Here is an 18235-nt window from a genome sequence, read left to right as displayed (position 1 = left end):
CTATATAATATGTATTAACTTTTTATGCTTATAATAAGCTAATACATATTATATGAAATTTTAATAACTAGACTAAGTATATTTTGGAGTTTTAGTGTGAATGAGAGAGTAACAGAAAATCTAGTTAGGGATATGTTGCGCAAAAATGGTTATTATAATGATGAATCTATCATAATAGATGAGCAAAAATCGAGTAGTCCTAAAATAGATAAATTATTACAGCGAGCTTCAAAACGCGGTACTGGGCGCGGTTATCCTGAATTTATTATTTCTTTTAGTAATAAACCTAATGAAGTTATTGTCATTGAATGTAAAGCAAATGTTGCTTGCCACGAAAGCCCCAATAAAAATAAATATAAAGATTATGCTGTTGATGGTGTATTGTTATATGCATCTTATCTTAAAGATGATTTTACCGTAACAGCTATTGCTGTTAGTGGTATGAATGAAAAAGAGAAAAAAATTTCAACATTTTTGTGGTTAAAAGGAAATATATCACCTATTGAAATACAAGATAAAATTTTTCTAAGTCCAGAACAAATATCCAATATAATATTAGAGCAAAAAAACCCTATAACAGAAGCAGAATTAATTTCCACAGCTATTAGATATAATGAACAATTACATAGATATTCTATACCAGAGATTGAAAGATGTACGTTGATTAGCGCTATATTAATAGCTTTGCAAAGTGATGCGTTTAGGGGTGCTTATAAATATTATGAATATACTAGTAATGAAGACTTATTAAAAAGAATTTTTGAGTACTGCGAAGAGGTTTTAAGAAAGAAAAAATTAGATGCAAATAAAATTAAGGTTATTATAGATGAATATAGAAAAATTCAAAATAATAAATGCTTTATAGATGAAAAAGTATCTGTTAAAAATAAAGGAGAGGTAAATAATACTATCTTGCGGGATTTAATATCTAATATAGAAGATGAAATTCTCCCATATGTTAAGAGGAATCAATTTGACGTATTAGGTAAATTTTATACTCAATTTATTAGATATGCTGGAGGGGATAAAAAAACAGGACTGGTTTTAACACCTGCTCACATTACAGAATTTTTTTGTGATATTGCTCAATTAACTGAAAATGATATTGTTTATGACCCATGTTGTGGAACAGGTGGCTTTTTAGTATCTAGTATGAACTATATGTTAAGTAAGGCAGGTCATAACACGGATAAGCAAAATGAGATAAAATCTAAACAATTATTAGGAGTAGAATTAAGAAGCGATATGTTTTCTCATGCCTGCTCAAATATGATGATGCGAGGCGATGGAAAAAGTTATATTTTTCATGGAGATTGTCGTAACTTTACTAAGGAGATACAAAAATTACAACCAACAGTTAGTTTTTTGAATCCTCCTTATCAAGATGGAAATGCTGCTGAACAATTAGAATTTATAGAACATGCTTTAGATTGTGTTCGTTCTGATGGTAGAGTTGTAGCCATATGTCAAATGTCTACAGTGGTTTCCGAGAAAAAAGATGTAGTATTAGTTAAAGAAAGATTGTTATCAAAACATAGTTTAAATGCTGTTTTTTCTATGCCAAATGATTTATTTCACCCAGTAGGGGTTATTACTTGTATTTTGGTATTTACCGCTGGTAAACCACACTCTAAAAATAAAGAAACATTCTTTGGTTATTTTAAAGATGATGGTTTTGTGAAAATGAAAAATAAAGGTAGGCAAGATAAAGGGCAATGGCAAAAAATTAAAGAAAAATGGTTAAATGCCTTTGAAAATCATAAAAATATACCTGGTTTATGTGTTACTAAATGTGTGAGTTATGAAGATGAATGGTGCGCTGAAGCATATATGGAAACTGATTATAGTTTATTAAACGAACAAGATTTTATTAAAACAATCAAAGAATATGTAGCTTTTAGGTTTAAAAATGACGCTGATTAAACTAAAAGATCTATTTCATATTAAATATGGTACAAATCTGGAGTTGAGCACTCTTGATTGTGTAGAAAGGGGTATTTTTTTTGTTTCTCGAACTGCTAAAAATAATGGAGTTGCAGCTTATGTATCTCCTTTGTCTGATGTAACACCTAATCCTGCTAACAGTATTTCTGTTGCTGTCAGTGGTTCAGTTTGTGAAGCTTTCTTACAAAAAGAACCATACTATAGTGGCAGAGATTTAGTTTACTTGCTTCCTAAACAAGATTTATCAGACCTTCAAATGTTATTTTATTGTTATACTATTAGGGTTAATAATTATAGATATAATTATGGTAGACAAGCTAATAAAACATTAGGAGATTTATTGATTCCCTCGATAGAATCTATACCGGATTGGGTAGAAAACATAAAAATACCGCAAATGCCATCTAATTTACCTTGTATAAATAGTAAAGTAATGTTTGATACCAAAAATTGGTTAGATTTTTCCTTAGGTGATATTTTCACTCTACAAAGGGGTAAAGAAATTGTTACTAATTGTGAAATAGGAAACACTCCTTTAATTAGCTCATCTGAATTAAATAATGGAGTGAATATATATATAAGCAATGGAAAGTTTTTATTTGCTGGTAATCAAATAACAATAGCTAATAATGGCTCTGTAGGTTCTTGCTTTTTCCAAGCTAATTCTTTTTACGCTACTACCGATATTACTATTTTATCCAGTAGTAATTTAAATGCATATAGAGGATTATTTATTAGTAGTTTAATAGAAAAAGAAAAATATAGATTTGGCTATGGTAGGAAATGGGGTATGAACAGGATGAAAAATTTTAAAATTAAATTACCTGTTACAGAAAAGGGCGAACTAGATTGGCAATTTATGGAAGATTATATTAAAAGCCTACCTTACAGCAGTAATCTAGGTAAATAATACTTTAATATTAACCGCCCTTTTTATGGTGGGGCTTCATCTGTTGCCAAGCTAGTGAGGCAACAGAATCTGAAACTTATTTTATTTTGTCAAAAAACCCAGATTCTGTTTTAATCTTGACCCACATTTTTTCAGACCTTGTTTTTTTATTATAGTACCATAAAGCCAAAAAAGCACACAAAACAGTTAAAATAACAATAATTACACAAACTATAATGGTAAATTTTTTTTCTAAAAACATGGTTAACACTGTGCCTGCAATAGAAGTAGCGAAAAAAGATATTATACTAGCTAAAATTTGATTATCGCCACAATATTGTTGTAGCATTTCAGCTTCATGCTCGGTAATAGAAAAATAAACAACTTGTCTTTTAGGGCAATGCACTTCAACCGTATCACCAGAAGATTTATTATTAGATTGAAGATGTGCTATTACCTCTTTTACCTCTTTAGGATTATTTAAAATATCAATGGCATTGCTTTTTTCTAGATTCTCTGATGTAGACATTTATGGTTCTTTCAAAATATGTTCTAATGTCCTCGTCTTTAAGCGGTGGATTAGAATAGGGGTTAGTACAATCATAAACCTTATGCCATGGGCTTCCTGCTACGTGCGATTCTTCCCGCAACTGCCAAGCAGAATAATTTTTATATGACTCCCAAACTATATTCAATATTTTTCCAGTATCGCTCTTTCTTTCTTCTTTACTTAGGGTAGGAGTTATAATTTCTCCGCTATCTAAATCATAAATATTAGAATAATTTGCTATAGACCTATTACCATAACATTTAAATTCATGATATAAAGATGGAATAACTGGTCCGTGCCCCCAAGCTTCTATTTTCTCACAAAATAACTTTTTTTTAGTTAGTGCTATAACCCATCCATAAGCTAAATAGACTAATTTCAATATTTTCATAGGAGAAATATAGATATCTTCAGTTCTTGCTTTCTCTAAAAAAAAGTTAGCTATTTTTTGAACTTCATGCATCAGAATAGCTCCTTTAAGTATAAATTTTTATTAATTTGCTCTAACCAATCTATTTTACCACAACAAAAAATATGAAACAATATGCATTAATTGAAATCAACTTCAGCCTAAATGGCGTGTTTATGGCGAAATGGATAAAAAAGTAAACAAGAAAGCCCCGCTTTTATGGTGGGGCTTCATCTGTTGCCAAGCTAGTGAGGCAACAGAATACGAAAATTACCTTTTTTTGTCAACAACAAAATCTGACCATTTTTGCATTATTTCTCGGCGTTGTTCTAAAAAATCAGTTCTTAAATAAGCCCGTTGTACCTTTTGACCTATAACATGAGATAAAATAGTTTCTGCTATTTCATAAGGGGCTTTTAGCTCTTCTGCTAACCAATTTCTAAGACTAGACCTAAAACCATGAGGGCGAGCATCTAAACCAATATCTTTCATAAATTTAGACATGGTAGCATCAGATATTGGTCTACCTGCTGAACTAGAAAACACTAAATCATCTACTTGGCGTGTTTTTGCTATAGCTAGCACTTCTAAAGCTTGTTTTGATAAAGGTACACGAAAATCACTAATCTTACCTAATTGACCTTTTAAATATTCTGCTGGTATCGTCCAGACATCTCCTTCAATTTGTGACCAACGCATATTACGTATAGAGCCACTCCTTACACCAGTTAAAATAAGTAACTTTAAAGCTAAATTACTGATTAACTCATTATTTAAACATTCAAAGAATAATGGTATTTCTTGCCAAGGCATAGAAGGTATATGATTATTGGATTCTAGGCTTTTACCTAATAATATCTTAACGTTAGGAATAGCTAATAAATCCACCTTAAGACCTTTTGCTACAGCATATTTCATAGCTAGGTTAATTCTACCCAATATCTTAGAAGCAGTCTCATTCTTATCGCGCCAAAGAGGCTTTAAACAATCGTATAAAATATCTTGATTAATTTTTTCTATGGGCATATTACCAATTTTAGGGAAGATGTGTACTTTGAGAGGGCTAAGCCATTTTTCATGGTTGCTATTTTTTAGAGTATCTTTTTTACTTTCAAACAAAGCATAAATAATTTTTTCTAAACTATTTTCTTTTTCTACTGATTTAGATTTAGGTAAAATTCCATCATGAATATTTTTACGTAATATTACAGCTTTTTCTCTTGCTTCTTTTAGGCTAACAAATCGTATAGAGCCTAGACTTATAGTTTTACGTTTACCATTAGCTGAGTAGCGCAAAAACCAAACACCAGCTTTTAGATTGCTTTTTTCTAACCATAATCCACCCCCATCACAATATCTACCTTTAGGAGCATTTTTTACAACAAAATTATTTAACTGACAGTATTTCAAATTCTCACCTTTTTACTTACCATTGAACCGTTAATTTAGATGAAATTATACATAAAACATCTTATGAATTTGAAATTTAAAACTATCATTGAATCCCTAGAAAAGCAAGGCTTTTACTATGTGTTTGTAAGGGTACGAATCACATTAAAAAAGGTGGTAAATCGCCCGCCATCCGCACCAACTTTTTAATTACTCTCTCCTAAAAATTGTATTTTCCTGTAGGTAACTTTTGGATTAGGTGTTTATCCTTATTTAGTAGTGTTTACTTTATCTTGTGTACTTATAATCGGTTTTATTCATCAAATTGAATTAATTCATTCGATTAAAAGGGACGGGATAGTAATTTTATTAGTTTTAACCCATTAATATATTTTTCTTTGGTAAGTTTTTCCAAATATGACAATGATATAAGATTAAATCTTTATATAATTTGTTTACCTCTCCTTGGAGAAATTCTATGAGCAGAATTCATCTTTAGTGAATATTTAAATTAACCTTTTGATGACAAAATAATCTCGTAAGATTGTAAGAATGTTTTAAACTATAATGTTGACTATAATTAAGTATTATTTAATAATGCTTAATTATATTGTGTTCTAAGCAATTTATCCGTTTACACTTTCATGAATGGTATGAGTTGCAATGGTGAGATTATTTTATGTTTTATTTAAAGTCATTTGTGGGAATAAATAACTCTGAATATATAGCTTGAGCAGTAAACTGGGGTATTTTCCATAACGGCGGTATTTGTTTATAAGAATTATAGTGGCAAGGTATTTTGTGGATAATATTAAATATTTTAAAATTTATTCAGTTGCTAAATCTACAGCATTAATTGTGGCTGTTTTACCTCTATTTTTATCTCAGTCTTTGATGCTTTCTGAAGCGGATATAATTTTGCTCGGTAGTTATTTTTTTCTGTTACCTTTGTTCTTAGAAATTCCGTTAGGTGTCTTGGCAGATAAATACGGCAATAAAAAGCTTATATACATTGGCTTAACTATATTTTTATTTTCTTTTATAGCTTTGCTAGTATTACCTGGACAAACGGCTTATATCTGTTATTTATTATTAATTACTGTTTCAGCTAATTGTTTTTCTGGCGCTGAGGATAGCTTATTGTTGTCTATATTGCCAAAAGATAGTGATCTTTTTTCAGTGAAAGCTTCTATTGCGGCTTTTACTTATTATGTAACTAGTATATTAATTTTACTGGGCGGTGTACTTTATTATATTCATCCAAATTTACCTATAATTTTTCAAATTATTTCATTGTTGTTAGCTATATTTATTTTTCATAAATTGTCCTGTGCAACAAAAGAATTAACCGCAAAGCAAGCGACAAATCCATTAAAGTTATTAATTCATAGCGGTAAAGAGTTATTGAGTTTTTATCGATTAACTATAATATTTTTATTAGCTATTTCTGGTTTTGCTGTTATGGTAAATAATAGGGTCGTTTCAATAGCTATGGCAGAACTAATACCTTTTTCAGCATCAATTATGGTTGCTATTTTATTTATTCTGGGAAATATAGTTTCTGCCTACTCGAATAATTTTTTTAAAAGTTATTTTGTTAATTTTAATAATCCATTATTTCCTACTTTTGTAATTGGACTAATTGCTGTTATCGCTTTTGGACTCATGTCTTTTGTATCGTCAGTTGCTTTGCTGATCGGCTTTTTAGTATTGTCTATTTTTAAAGCCGCTTATCGGGCTTATTTTTCAGCTATTTTAATAGATTCGTTAAGCAGTGTTAATGCTGTTGCTACTATATTATCTATTTGTTCTATTTTTACTTATTTAGTTTTGTTTATTTTTAGTTTTCTATACGGTTATTTTTCTGTAGGTTTTCAGGTCTCTAATTTATATTTAGCTATTTTTCTTGCTATGATTTTTGTTTTAGCGATGATAATATTATATAGCTTTAGAGAAGAGATAAAAGAAGTCAGCCGTAAGAACTCACAGTCAGGTAAGTTTCATTATTTACATAGAGAATATCAATACTTTAAGTATATTCAAAAATATCCTGCTGTTAATTATATCAATAATAATTTAATTAATAAAACTTACGTTAATTCTTTATATCCTAGTCCTAAATTATTAAAAATTGACCATGATAAAATTGAGTGGGAATTTATAAAAGGTAAAGTTTTAAGCGAGTTAGATTCGGAATCTCAGAAAAATATTATTATAAAATTTGTTAAGATATTTGAAGAAAGAAATAAGCAAGAGGTAACGTTATCACATGGAGATTTGCATGCTGATAATATCATGGTAACTAAAACAGGTGATTTTTTTGTGGTGGATTGGGACTTATGTGAAAATAAGCCAAGAGAATTTGATGTGCTTACCTTTTTTACTAGTCCTTCGTTACATTTATCTAAGTGTAGCAGAGTTAGTTATGTAGCAGATTTATTAAATATTTCAGAACCACAAGCTATAAAATTGATAGTTGAATTTATTGGTAATAAAATAGAAAATTTACGCTTATTGAAAAGTAAATTTATACTTGATTTGGTAGAAAAATATACTCAATTGCTGGCTGAATATGATCGACAGTAATTTAATATTATGTAATGAACGTTCATAAATGTGTGAAATTTGGTGTAATTGGTCTAAAAACTTGTTACATATTGAGGTGAGTAGAAAAGCTTTAGCAATATATAGGTTAAGAGTTAGTTTTCTTCTAATATGAGAAACCAAGCCGTTGAAGTGAATGGGTGATAATTGTTTGTTGATCTAAATAATCTAATATACAAATTTATCTGAGTTTGATAGAATAAGTTTGAAATAAATAATGGGTGGCATATGGGGATGAGTTACCAAGGGCAATGTTGTGGCACTTCGGGAGAATTATTTCAAAAGTTATTTATAAATAAAACTGAGCTAGATAGGGTGGTTATTTTAGCTCTTTCAAACAATAAAACATCGTCGCCAGGTTTAACTAAAACTAGCTTTTGTATTTTTGATACAAAAAAGCAAACCATTCTGCAAGATTTAATTTATCCTGTTATTATCAAAGATCCATGTTGTACTGGCTCCAAAAATGTATGGTTAGCAGAGAATGCTACTATATTTGAAAAGATTTTATCTGATATAAGCCGGCAAGATTTATTAAAAGAAGTATTAATAGAAACCTATATACAAGGAACTTTATTCCGTTTAGAAACTATAAGCTTTAATGGCAATGTTAAAACATTGGCTGTAACTAATCTTGTGTTAAGTGATATGCCTTTATTTATGGAGTTAGCCTTTTCGTTACAAATTAACACTAATTGTAAAGAACTTAATGGTGTTGAAGATTGGATAGCGAAAATACTAAATGCGGTATCCTATAAAGATGGATATGCTTATACTGATTTTATTGTAACAGCCAATGGATTTGAAGTTGTCGAAGTAAAACCTCGTCTTGGTGGATGGCAAATAGGCGAGGCTCTTTATCAATCTTTTAATTATAACTTTTATAAAGAGATTATAGAAATAGCTCTAGGGAGAAAACCAGAGGTATTTGATTTAAAACTTAGACCTATGACCAATATCGGCCTAGTAAATATATATGCTAAGAATGCCGGTCTTTTTAGTAAAATAATATCGAAGTATATCAACAAAGAAAAACCCCACATTTATCCTATCGCGTATGAGCATAAGCTTATTAACAATATCATTGATCAAGGTACAATGGTTGGTGTTTTATTAACTCATGCAGACTCAAGCGAAATAGCGCTTCTGAATGTTCTAGCAGAAGCGAATAAGTTGGAAATTTTAATGGATTCTGCTGATGTTTAAAAGGTTTTTTCGTTATCATAGTAGTATCAAACTTGTTCTATTGACAACTTTATTAATTAATATCACCATGTATATGGTGGTACCATTTTTAGCTATTTATCTACAGCAAATTAATACGTTAACTTCTGCGCAGATAGGATTAATACTTGGAATTGCTTTCTGGTGTCAACGTGCTGGTTCATTTTTTGGCGGTATTATGTCTGATTATCTGCATGTTAAAGGTACCATGATATTTGGACTATTGGTCAGAATACCAGGTTATTTGTTACTAGGGCATGTATGTGATTTTTACTTGCTACTTATATGTTGTATATTGATATCTTTGGGCAGTAGTATATATGTACCAGCAGCTAAGTCTTTTCTTGTTAAAACTGTTTCAGATGATGAAAAAATAGATGTTTTAGCAACAAGAACTATATTTGCTAATATTGGAGGTGCTGTTGGTCCCGTGGCGGGTATGGCGATATTTTCTTTTTCTCCAGCCATTCTATTCACAATTGTAGGTGTAAGCTTTTTACTATTTACTTTTTTAAATTGTAAACTTAAACCACCTTTAAATGGTTATACAAATCAGGCACTTTCTTTAGGACAGATTTTCTTATTACTTAAAAATAAGTCAATGTTATCTGTAGCATTATTTACATTTATAGTGACGTCTTTATATATTCAATTAGAGGTTACTATCCCTATAAAAGTAAGCCAGTCCTTTGGCACTAGCTTAGTAAGTTTTATTTTTATAATAAATGCTGCTATAGTTATTTTTTTCCAGTCTCTTGTTTCTACATGGGCCTGCAATCAGTCTAGTAAGCTGCCATTTATTCTAATATTTATATTATATATGTTTTGTTTTTTAATAATCAGTTTTACCAATTATTATAGTATGATTTTGTTAGCTGTAATTTTATTTTCATTTGCTCAGATTATTTCACAAATTCGTTTAGATTTTGAATGTACAAATATTAGGTCAGATATGGTAGCTACGGCTTTTGGTATTACAAGTCTTGCAGGAGCTTTTGGCGGGCTTTTTGGGAGCTATTTTGGTAATTTTATATATAATAATGGGCTTTTAGGATTCAGCGTTTGGGAATGGTTATCTATATTATCTTTCACTATTGCACTGTTATGTTATTTTCAACCTATATTAACTGCTAAAATAAGTAAAGTATATTGAATCAATAGCAGATCATATACCTATGGTTTATGATGATTAATTTAATAGATTTGAGTTAATGATTATCGATAAAACTGAAAATACAAGAACTTATGACTTATATAGAAAATATTAGTTATTTGGTGGTTTGATTAGCGTCATCATCTATAGCTTGTTAATATATTGATAAAAATAGTTCAATATTATTATTGATGTGAATAAAATCTAATTGCTCAGCTTTTCTATATTGAATATTAATAGTTATGATTAAGGCTTATGATAATAGCTGTTATTATAAGCTCTAGTCCTAAGGTAATATTATAAATATTTTTTACTCGTAATTTTCATAAATTATTACGCTCAATGTAATAGCTAATCTGTAGAGATAAATTTATCTCTAATTAAGTATATTAGCTATATGAATAATTATGCTTATATTTTATTTAGATATAATGTAATATTCTAAAATGTTATGCTAATTTTGGAGAGGTATATAATGCGTTAGCGCTAAAAGTTTGTATAGCAAGACCGTACAATGTATGTCGTAATTACTGGTTATAGTTATGATATTAATTAATAAAGGAAGAGATCTATGGTTGTACAATTAAATTCACTAGAAACATTATTTCTGGCATCTTTATGTTTATTATTAGGTGTACACTTAAAAAGGCGATCATCTTGGTTGCAACGTTTTTGTATTCCAGCACCGGTAGCCGGTGGTTTTATAGCTAGTATTCTTTTTTGGATAGGTAATGAAACTGGCTTGTTAGATATAAGCTTTAATAATATATTACAGCCCTATCTAATGGTCGCATTCTTTATTCTTATTGGTTTAGGGGGTAGTTTTCGTTTACTTAGATCAGGTGGTCGTTTATTACTAGTGTATTTAGGTATTTGTTGGTTTTTAGTAGTATCACAAACTTACTTAGGTTTATCTTTAGCAACTATGTTAGGATTAGATCCTATATTAGGGATTATGACAGGGGGAGTATCTTTAACAGGGGGACATGGGGGTGCCGCCGCCTTTGGCACTCTTGCGGCTGAATATGGACATGAAAGAGCTGTCGTTGTGGCTATTGCAACTGCTACTTTTGGTCTATTTGTCGGCGGTCTGTTAGGTGGTCCAGTTGCTAGTTATTTGATTAATAGGCATAAGGTTCCTATTAAAGTTGATGCTCTGATTGATGAGAAAAAAATAGATAAAAAATCTATTTTAAAAACGCTTGAAGGCGTTTCTTTGGATTCGTTCATAAAAATGTTAGCTGTGGTGTTAGGAATAATGGTTGTTTCTATTTATCTTATTATTTGGATTGAAGCTTTAATTCCTGGTTTTCGTCTTCCAAATTATTCCGCCGGTATGATTGTTGCTATAATTTTTCGTAATCTGAATGATTATTTTAACGTAGTTAAATTAGATCAGCCTTCTTTAGAGTTAATCTCTAATTCTGCATTAGGTCTATTTCTAACTATGGCAATGTTGACATTAAAAATATGGGAACTGAAAGCAGTTGCTTTACCTTTATTAGTCATTTGGTTAGTTCAAGTGATATTCCTGGTATCTTTAACAGTTTTTGTTGTTTTTCGGTTATTAGGGAAAAATTATGATGCCGCGGTTATGTGCTCGGGTTTAATCGGTCATGGGTTTGGAGCCCAGCCAAATGCGGTGGCTAATATGACTAGTGTATGTGAACAATATAAGGCTCTTTCTGTTAAAGCTTTCCGTATTGTTCCTATTACAGGATCAATTTTAATTGATATTGTTGGTGTGCCGTTCTTATCTTGGATAATAGTATATTTAGCTTAATAATAATATTTTATAGATAATAAGTAATTAATGTTAATTTATGAAAATTTTAACCTTTGGAGGGGTATAGAAAGGGGCTAAATTTTTGCGGTATAGTGATCTACTAGTTTTTGTTATAAATTTAATATTAAAAAATAATTTATATTAATTCTATTAAAATTTATGGAGGATGAGATAGAATATTAGTTATCTTGTAAGTTTGTAGAAAAATATTTAAATAACTTACTGAATTTTTATAATTATTTAATGAATAGCAACAATATGAGTATGGTGTATATTAAAAATTTTTGAGATATATTATTATCTTTGAGATAGGATTAGTATCTGTAAAGATTTTTTTATGTCCTGATTAATTGTATTTAAATAAATTTTTAATTTGCTTCGTTAATATATCTATAAAGTTTGTCAGAGTTGGCTTTTTTTATTAATGAATAAAAACTAACTTGTTTTAAGTGAGAATATCTGATAAATAAATAGATATTCTGGTGAGGCGAATTTTTTATAATAGTCTCAATTAGCAATTAATATATTGTCGATAATCTTAAAGAAGTGAAAATTATAATGCAATTTACCGAAACTTTAAAAGATGGCTTAAAACGCAAAATTCAAGTTACTGTGAAAGTTGATGAACTAGCAGAAAAAGCTAAAGAAAAATTTCAAGAATTAAGTCGTACCGCAGATTTGAAGGGGTTTCGTCGAGGGCACGTTCCTATTTTACATATTAAAAAAATGTATGGTACCTCAGTTATGGCCGAATTAATAAATGATTCCATAACTAAAGCTAGTCATTCTATTTTGGAAGAAAGAGGCGAGCGTCCTGCTGTTACACCTAAAGTTGAACTTACTGAGGATAAAAAAGAAATAGATAATATTATCGCTGGTAAGGCAGATTTAGTATTTAGTCTTGCGTATGAAGTCCTGCCAGAAATAGATATTTCAAATGTTCAGACTATTTCTGTCGAAAGAGAAATGATAGAACTGACAAAAGAAGAAATAGAAGAGCAAATTTTAAAAACTTTAGAGAATACACGTGACTTTACAGTCAAAGAAGGTGCTGCAGAAACAGGTGATAGATTGAAGTTTAATTACCTTGGTAAATTAGATGATAAGCCTTTTGAAGGTGGCGCCGCAGAGAATGCACATTTAATATTAGGCTCTAATAGTTTTATTCCTGGTTTTGAAGATAAACTACTGGGCATGAAGGCTGGAGATAAAAATACTATTGAAGTGACTTTTCCAGAAAATTATCATGCTGAAAATTTGGCTGGTAAAAAAGCCACTTTTGATGTTGAAATACATGAAGTGCAATCAGCAGCCCCTGTAGTACTTAGTGATGAAGCAGCGCAAAAATTAGGATTAGAAAATTTAGATAAATTAAGAGAAGCTGTCCAGAGACAAATAGAAAGTTATTATGGCAGTTTTACACGTCAAAAAGTTAAAAAGAATATTTTAGATGCTTTAGATGAAATTTATACTTTTACTCTTCCAGAAGAATTAGTTGAAGGTGAGTTTCAAAATATTTGGGCTAAAGTTCAAGAGGAAATGAAACATAATAACCAAACTTTTGAGAGTGAAAATCTAAACGAAGATCAAGAAAAATCAGAATATAGACGTTTAGCAGAGCGCCGTGTGCGTTTAGGTCTAGTGTTGTCTGAATATGGTAGAGTAGGTAATATTGAAGTAACAGAAGAAGAGTTGCAACGTGCCTTATATGATCAGTTACGTCAATATCCTGGTCAAGAGCAAGAAATATATAAACTTTATCAATCTAATCCACAAATGATTGATATGTTAAAAGCTCCTGTTTTTGAAGAGAAAGTCATTGATCATTTATTGTCTCAAATAAAGGTGACTGATAAAGTTGTATCCAAAGAAGAGTTAATGCAGCTTTCCATGGATAATGATAAAAAAAATAAGCCAGCGAAAAAGAAGACTGTAAAAAAGACTGCAAAAAGTAGTAACTAGTAGATATATTCTTGCTATATTTAAGATATAGTAAGAATATAATTATAAATTGGTAAAATAATGACAATAGTCGAGACAAGAGATACAAATAAAAAGAATTTAATCCCAGGCGCCACTGGTGACTGGGAAATAGTGGTAGGTATGGAAGTTCATGCCCAGATAAAATCTGCTTCTAAATTATTTTCAGGGGCGAGTACTGATTTTGGTTCTGAGCCTAATGCTAATGTTTCTTTAGTAGATGCTGCTATGCCAGGTATGTTGCCGTCATTGAATGAATATTGTGTTGAGCAGGCTATTAAAACCGGATTAGGTTTATGTGCTAAAATTAACTTATATTCAGTATTTGATAGAAAAAATTATTTTTATCCTGATTTACCTTCAGGATATCAAATCTCACAATTTTTCTATCCTATAGTAGGAGAGGGTAATTTATTAGTTTCTGTAGGTCCAGATGCTAAAGGTGAATTTGAAGATGTAGTAATTGGTATAGAAAGATTGCATTTAGAACAAGATGCAGGAAAATTGTTGCATGATCAACATCCAACTATGTCATATGTAGATCTTAATAGATCTGGTGTTGCATTAATGGAAATAGTTTCTAGACCAGATATAAGATCAGCAGAGGAAGCTAAGGCTTATCTAACTAAATTAAGAAATTTATTAAAATATCTAGGTACATGTGATGGAAATATGGATGAGGGATCATTGCGTGCTGATGTTAATGTATCCGTTAGACGACCAGGAGCGCCATTTGGTACAAGATGTGAAATAAAAAATGTTAATTCTATTCGCTTTGTAGGTCAGGCAATTGAAACTGAAGCCAGACGCCAGATAGCCTTATTAGAAGATGGTAAAATTGTTCAGCAAGAGACAAGATTATTTGATCCTGTTAAAGGTGAAACTAGATCTATGAGATCTAAAGAAGAAGCCCACGATTATCGTTATTTTCCTGATCCTGATTTATTGCCGTTGCAGTTGACAGAAGAATATGTAGAAAATATTAGAAAATCCTTACCAGAATTGCCTGATGAGAAACGTAAGAGATTTATGCAAGATTATGGTCTATCTGCTTATGATTCTGCTATATTGGTTACTGAAAAAGCGATAGTTGATTATTTTGAGCAAGTTGTAATTAACAGAGATAGTAAGTTAGTTGCTAATTGGATAATCAATGATTTATTAGGGGCAATGAATCGTCATAATTTGACTTTAGAAAATATACCTATATCAACTGTGCAGTTAGGAGAGATAATTGACCTAATACAGGAAGGAATTATTTCTAATAAAATAGCTAAAGATCTTTTTGAAATTATTTGGCAAGAAGGTGGATCACCGAAGCAAATAGTGGAAGAAAGAGGAATGAAGCAGGTAACTGACCTTGGAGAAATTGAAAAAGTTGTTGAGGAAGTTATAGCTAACAATCCAGATAAAGTTGCTCAATTAGCTAAAAAACCAGCCTTAGTTGGATGGTTTGTTGGTCAGGTAATGAAGGCTACTGCAGGAAAGGCAAATCCGCAAGCTGTTAATGAATTGGTGCAAAAAAAATTGGACTTATGATAATTGTATTTTAACTAGAGTAATAATATGAATTGGTTAAAGAAAATTTTTACTTGGTGGAATGGATCTACTCTTGGAACTGATTTTTTTACTTGGCGTAAAGGAAAATTTGTAGGAGTAGATGAATTTGGTAATAAATATTATCAGGGTTCAAAAAATATAGATGGTCGCCCTAAGCGTTGGGTAATATATTGCTGTTTATCAGAGGCTAGTTTGGTTCCTCCAGGATGGCATGGATGGTTGCATTATCGCGTTGATATAGCTCCATCTGAAGAAGTTTATCAGCCGTATGATTGGCAAAAGCCACATGTGCCTAATCTGACTTCAACTCTTTTGGCTTATCGTCCTAATGGTGTAACAGGGAAGGCTGTTAGTGAGGATAAGAGTTATCAGCCGTGGATTCCTCCAGCTGATAAAAGTAAATAACTTTACAAATTAATAGGATATTTGCATAAATATGAAAAGATGCACAAAATTAATTTTTATAATATCCAAATTGATGATTATATTTTCTGTTTGTAGTTTATCGTTGGTGCGGGCTACTAGTGTAAGCGAAGCTGAGTATGTTGACGTAAAAGAGCGTTCATCGAATGTAAAAGAACGAGAATCTTTAGATCTGAATCGTAGTTTGTTAGCTCCTACTGAAGCAATAAATAATAATTCTGATTTAGAAAATAGTGATTTTTTAATGTTAGATGAACTTACTCCTGAGCAAGATCTAGATGAAGGATATGAAGAAGAGGTCATTTTACCATGGAGTGATAATTATTATGCTCCAGTACAACGTATTAAAAATACAAGGGCGCAATTTTATGGTTTAGATAAAATTAGCGGTAATGTAAAAATCTTTTCTGTACCTATAGGACAAACTTATCAATTTGGTTCTTTGCAGGTGACGCCAAAAGTTTGTTATACTAGCGCTCCTACTGAGCCAGATATAACAGACGCTTTTGTCTCTATAAAAGTGATAACTCTAGATAATGAAGTTAAATCGCTATTCTCTGGTTGGATGTTTGCGAATAGTCCAGGAATAAATGCTGTTGATCATGCCGTTTATGATGTTTGGTTAAAAAAATGTCAAAATATAGATGAATCGTAATATTATTAGTTGATATGAGTGTTTAGCTCTATGAAAAATTATCATTATACTAACAAAAGTTTATTTTTAATTTCTAATGTGATTAAGTTTTTTGCTTTATCATTACTGATAATATTTTTAATTTATCAATATTTTATTACTAATAAATATATATTTTTTTATTATTTTGGGTTCGTGCCGGTAATTTTTTCTTTAAATAGCTTTTTTACTGCGGTTAGTTATTCTTTTATACATTCTAGTTGGCTTCATCTATTTTTAAATTTAGGCATATTACTATCGTTTGGTAGTATTTTGGCAAAGAAACTAGGTTCGATAACTTTTGTTATATTTTGGTTGATAAGTTCTGTTGTCTGTGCCTTAGGACATTATTATTTAATACCTTATAGCTTTATTCCTCTAGTCGGCGCATCAGGTGTGCTTTCAGCCGTTGTAGGCGGTGCAGCTCGTTATGGTTTCTTTATTAATGAAAGACACACTTTAGATTTTAATAATAAATATTTATCATTAAAAGAAGTTAGATATAACAAAATAGTAATGTCTTTCATTGTAATTTGGTTGTTATTGAATGTATCTTATTTATTTTTTTCAATTTTTGATGGTTTTAATAATATAGCCACAGATGTACATTTAATAGGTTTTATATTTGGTTTTTTTACTATCAAGTTTTTTATTAAGTTAACTTTCTATTTAAGTAATTCCGGGTTATATAAATAGACAAAGCTGCAGCATTTGAAACATTTAATGATTTTATTTCTCCTGGCATTTCTAATTTTGCTAACTTAGAAACGTTGAGTTTGGTTTTATGTCTCAGTCCTTTACCTTCTGAACCTAATACTAGAGCTATTTTATTTCCTTCTATTATTTCTTCAATAGATTGTTCTCCTTCAGAATCTAATCCAATAATAAAGAATCCTGCTTCTTTTAACTCTAATATAGCTTGAGAAAGATTTTTAACAGTTACATAATTAATTAATTCTAAAGCACCTGAGGCTGATTTAGCTAACACAGCCGATTCATGTGCACTGTGTTTATGAGTGGTTATTATACTATCTACTTTTAAAGCTACGGCCGATCTAATAATAGCGCCTACATTATGTGGGTCTGTAATTTGATCTAAGAGAAGAATTAAATCATTATTTTTACATTTATTTAATTCCATTGGTTTTAATGGTAAGGTTTTCATTAATACACCTTGATGGACAGCTTGTTCACCGACGTATTTATTTATTTCGTTGATAGATATATTTTTATAATCAATGTTGTTGAGATCTATTTTTTCTTTTATTTTATTTTCAGCATTTTTAGTTAATAATAATTCTATTATTTTTCTGTTAGGGTTTTTTAAAGCATATTCTACAGTGTGTAATCCATATAACCAAATTTCATTATCTTTTAGCTGACTATCATGGCAGATTTTTTTATGATTATGGTTTTTGATTCGAGTTTGTTGATCACGAAATTGTCTTCTTAATCGCGCGAAATGAGAGTTTTTAGCGTCTGATGACATAAAAAAAAATCCTTCTGTTGAAAACTTATAATTGAATGGTTATAAAATAAAAGATATTTATTATATACACGATAAACTATTGACATAGTAAAAGAATATAGGCATAAAGTAGCTTATCGAGGTGAAATTTGTGGGTATCCATAAAATACTATCGATAAATAC

15 protein-coding genes are annotated in these 18235 nt (G+C 30.3%); 11 read left to right on the top strand and 4 right to left on the bottom strand.

Features of this window, described 5'->3' with window-relative positions; genetic code table 11:
• The first annotated feature begins 96 nt into the window (after positions 1 to 96).
• The gene (locus tag AB6T46_RS04565; RefSeq protein WP_370930973.1) at positions 97 to 1923 is read left to right on the top strand and encodes a class I SAM-dependent DNA methyltransferase; all 1827 of its coding nucleotides are present in this window, start codon (positions 97 to 99) and stop codon (positions 1921 to 1923) included.
• Positions 1910 to 2854 carry a restriction endonuclease subunit S gene (locus tag AB6T46_RS04560; RefSeq protein ID WP_370930972.1) on the top strand — a complete coding sequence of 315 codons (945 nt, stop codon included), beginning with the start codon at positions 1910 to 1912 and terminating at the stop codon, positions 2852 to 2854. The genes AB6T46_RS04565 and AB6T46_RS04560 overlap by 14 nt, the downstream gene beginning before the upstream one ends.
• A 76-nt stretch (positions 2855 to 2930) precedes the next feature.
• Here the strand turns inward: AB6T46_RS04560 and AB6T46_RS04555 are convergent, their stop codons facing one another.
• From AB6T46_RS04555 to AB6T46_RS04545, 3 genes are all read right to left on the bottom strand, one after another.
• Positions 2931 to 3362, bottom strand: coding sequence for a hypothetical protein (locus AB6T46_RS04555; protein ID WP_370930971.1), 432 nt, complete (start codon positions 3360 to 3362; stop codon positions 2931 to 2933).
• Positions 3322 to 3846, bottom strand: a complete 525-nt coding sequence (locus AB6T46_RS04550) for a Panacea domain-containing protein (protein WP_370930970.1) — start codon at positions 3844 to 3846, stop codon at positions 3322 to 3324. The genes AB6T46_RS04555 and AB6T46_RS04550 overlap by 41 nt, the downstream gene beginning before the upstream one ends.
• A gap of 216 nt (positions 3847 to 4062) precedes the next feature.
• On the bottom strand, positions 4063 to 5202 hold the full coding sequence (locus AB6T46_RS04545; RefSeq protein ID WP_370930969.1) for a tyrosine-type recombinase/integrase: 1140 nt from the start codon (positions 5200 to 5202) through the stop codon (positions 4063 to 4065).
• Positions 5203 to 5982: 780 nt separating this feature from the next.
• Here AB6T46_RS04545 and AB6T46_RS04540 point away from each other — a divergent pair.
• The 9 genes from AB6T46_RS04540 to AB6T46_RS04500 all read left to right on the top strand — a co-directional run bounded on the left by AB6T46_RS04540 (position 5983) and on the right by AB6T46_RS04500 (position 17280).
• On the top strand, positions 5983 to 7767 hold the full coding sequence (locus AB6T46_RS04540) for an MFS transporter (RefSeq protein WP_370930968.1): 1785 nt from the start codon (positions 5983 to 5985) through the stop codon (positions 7765 to 7767).
• Between the two features lie 252 nt (positions 7768 to 8019).
• Complete coding sequence (locus AB6T46_RS04535) at positions 8020 to 8991, top strand: acetyl-CoA carboxylase biotin carboxylase subunit family protein (protein WP_370930967.1); 972 nt, start codon at positions 8020 to 8022, stop codon at positions 8989 to 8991.
• A complete protein-coding gene (locus tag AB6T46_RS04530) occupies positions 8984 to 10162 on the top strand; it encodes an MFS transporter (RefSeq protein ID WP_370930966.1) in 1179 nt (392 codons plus the stop codon). The genes AB6T46_RS04535 and AB6T46_RS04530 overlap by 8 nt, the downstream gene beginning before the upstream one ends.
• Before the next feature lie 571 nt (positions 10163 to 10733).
• Positions 10734 to 11945, top strand: coding sequence for a sodium/glutamate symporter (gene gltS / locus AB6T46_RS04525; protein WP_370930965.1), 1212 nt, complete (start codon positions 10734 to 10736; stop codon positions 11943 to 11945).
• A 561-nt stretch (positions 11946 to 12506) separates the two neighbouring features.
• The gene (gene tig, locus AB6T46_RS04520; protein ID WP_370930964.1) at positions 12507 to 13910 is read left to right on the top strand and encodes a trigger factor; all 1404 of its coding nucleotides are present in this window, start codon (positions 12507 to 12509) and stop codon (positions 13908 to 13910) included.
• Between the two features lie 60 nt (positions 13911 to 13970).
• Positions 13971 to 15467, top strand: coding sequence for an Asp-tRNA(Asn)/Glu-tRNA(Gln) amidotransferase subunit GatB (gene gatB / locus AB6T46_RS04515; RefSeq protein ID WP_370930963.1), 1497 nt, complete (start codon positions 13971 to 13973; stop codon positions 15465 to 15467).
• A 27-nt stretch (positions 15468 to 15494) separates the two neighbouring features.
• Entirely contained in the window at positions 15495 to 15893 is a 399-nt protein-coding gene (locus tag AB6T46_RS04510; RefSeq protein WP_370930962.1) for an NADH:ubiquinone oxidoreductase subunit NDUFA12, read from the top strand.
• 73 nt (positions 15894 to 15966) lie between these two features.
• A complete protein-coding gene (locus AB6T46_RS04505; RefSeq protein WP_370930961.1) occupies positions 15967 to 16566 on the top strand; it encodes a DUF2155 domain-containing protein in 600 nt (199 codons plus the stop codon).
• A gap of 30 nt (positions 16567 to 16596) precedes the next feature.
• Positions 16597 to 17280 (top strand): rhomboid family intramembrane serine protease, encoded by a 684-nt coding sequence (locus tag AB6T46_RS04500; RefSeq protein ID WP_370930960.1) that lies wholly within the window; start codon positions 16597 to 16599, stop codon positions 17278 to 17280.
• Here AB6T46_RS04500 and rlmB read toward each other — a convergent pair.
• Positions 17237 to 18073 (bottom strand): 23S rRNA (guanosine(2251)-2'-O)-methyltransferase RlmB, encoded by an 837-nt coding sequence (gene rlmB / locus AB6T46_RS04495; RefSeq protein WP_370930959.1) that lies wholly within the window; start codon positions 18071 to 18073, stop codon positions 17237 to 17239. The genes AB6T46_RS04500 and rlmB overlap by 44 nt on opposite strands.
• Positions 18074 to 18235 lie beyond the last annotated feature (162 nt).

The organism is Bartonella sp. DGB1 (genome assembly GCF_041345015.1).
Taxonomy (GTDB): domain Bacteria; phylum Pseudomonadota; class Alphaproteobacteria; order Rhizobiales; family Rhizobiaceae; genus DGB1.
The sequence above is the reverse complement of the archived record's forward strand: the minus strand, read 5'-3'. Positions and strand labels throughout refer to the sequence as shown.

What these genes read in the sequence shown, in the direction of transcription:
- AB6T46_RS04500 (WP_370930960.1), top strand. Translation starts at nt 16,597, where the DNA reads ATGAAAAATTATCATTATACTAACAAAAGTTTATTTTTAATTTCTAAT.
- rlmB (WP_370930959.1), bottom strand. Translation starts at nt 18,073, where the DNA reads ATGTCATCAGACGCTAAAAACTCTCATTTCGCGCGATTAAGAAGACAA.
- AB6T46_RS04535 (WP_370930967.1), top strand. Translation starts at nt 8,020, where the DNA reads ATGAGTTACCAAGGGCAATGTTGTGGCACTTCGGGAGAATTATTTCAA.
- gatB (WP_370930963.1), top strand. Translation starts at nt 13,971, where the DNA reads ATGACAATAGTCGAGACAAGAGATACAAATAAAAAGAATTTAATCCCA.
- AB6T46_RS04550 (WP_370930970.1), bottom strand. Translation starts at nt 3,846, where the DNA reads ATGCATGAAGTTCAAAAAATAGCTAACTTTTTTTTAGAGAAAGCAAGA.
- AB6T46_RS04505 (WP_370930961.1), top strand. Translation starts at nt 15,967, where the DNA reads ATGATTATATTTTCTGTTTGTAGTTTATCGTTGGTGCGGGCTACTAGT.
- gltS (WP_370930965.1), top strand. Translation starts at nt 10,734, where the DNA reads ATGGTTGTACAATTAAATTCACTAGAAACATTATTTCTGGCATCTTTA.
- AB6T46_RS04510 (WP_370930962.1), top strand. Translation starts at nt 15,495, where the DNA reads ATGAATTGGTTAAAGAAAATTTTTACTTGGTGGAATGGATCTACTCTT.
- AB6T46_RS04530 (WP_370930966.1), top strand. Translation starts at nt 8,984, where the DNA reads ATGTTTAAAAGGTTTTTTCGTTATCATAGTAGTATCAAACTTGTTCTA.
- AB6T46_RS04555 (WP_370930971.1), bottom strand. Translation starts at nt 3,362, where the DNA reads ATGTCTACATCAGAGAATCTAGAAAAAAGCAATGCCATTGATATTTTA.
- AB6T46_RS04560 (WP_370930972.1), top strand. Translation starts at nt 1,910, where the DNA reads ATGACGCTGATTAAACTAAAAGATCTATTTCATATTAAATATGGTACA.
- tig (WP_370930964.1), top strand. Translation starts at nt 12,507, where the DNA reads ATGCAATTTACCGAAACTTTAAAAGATGGCTTAAAACGCAAAATTCAA.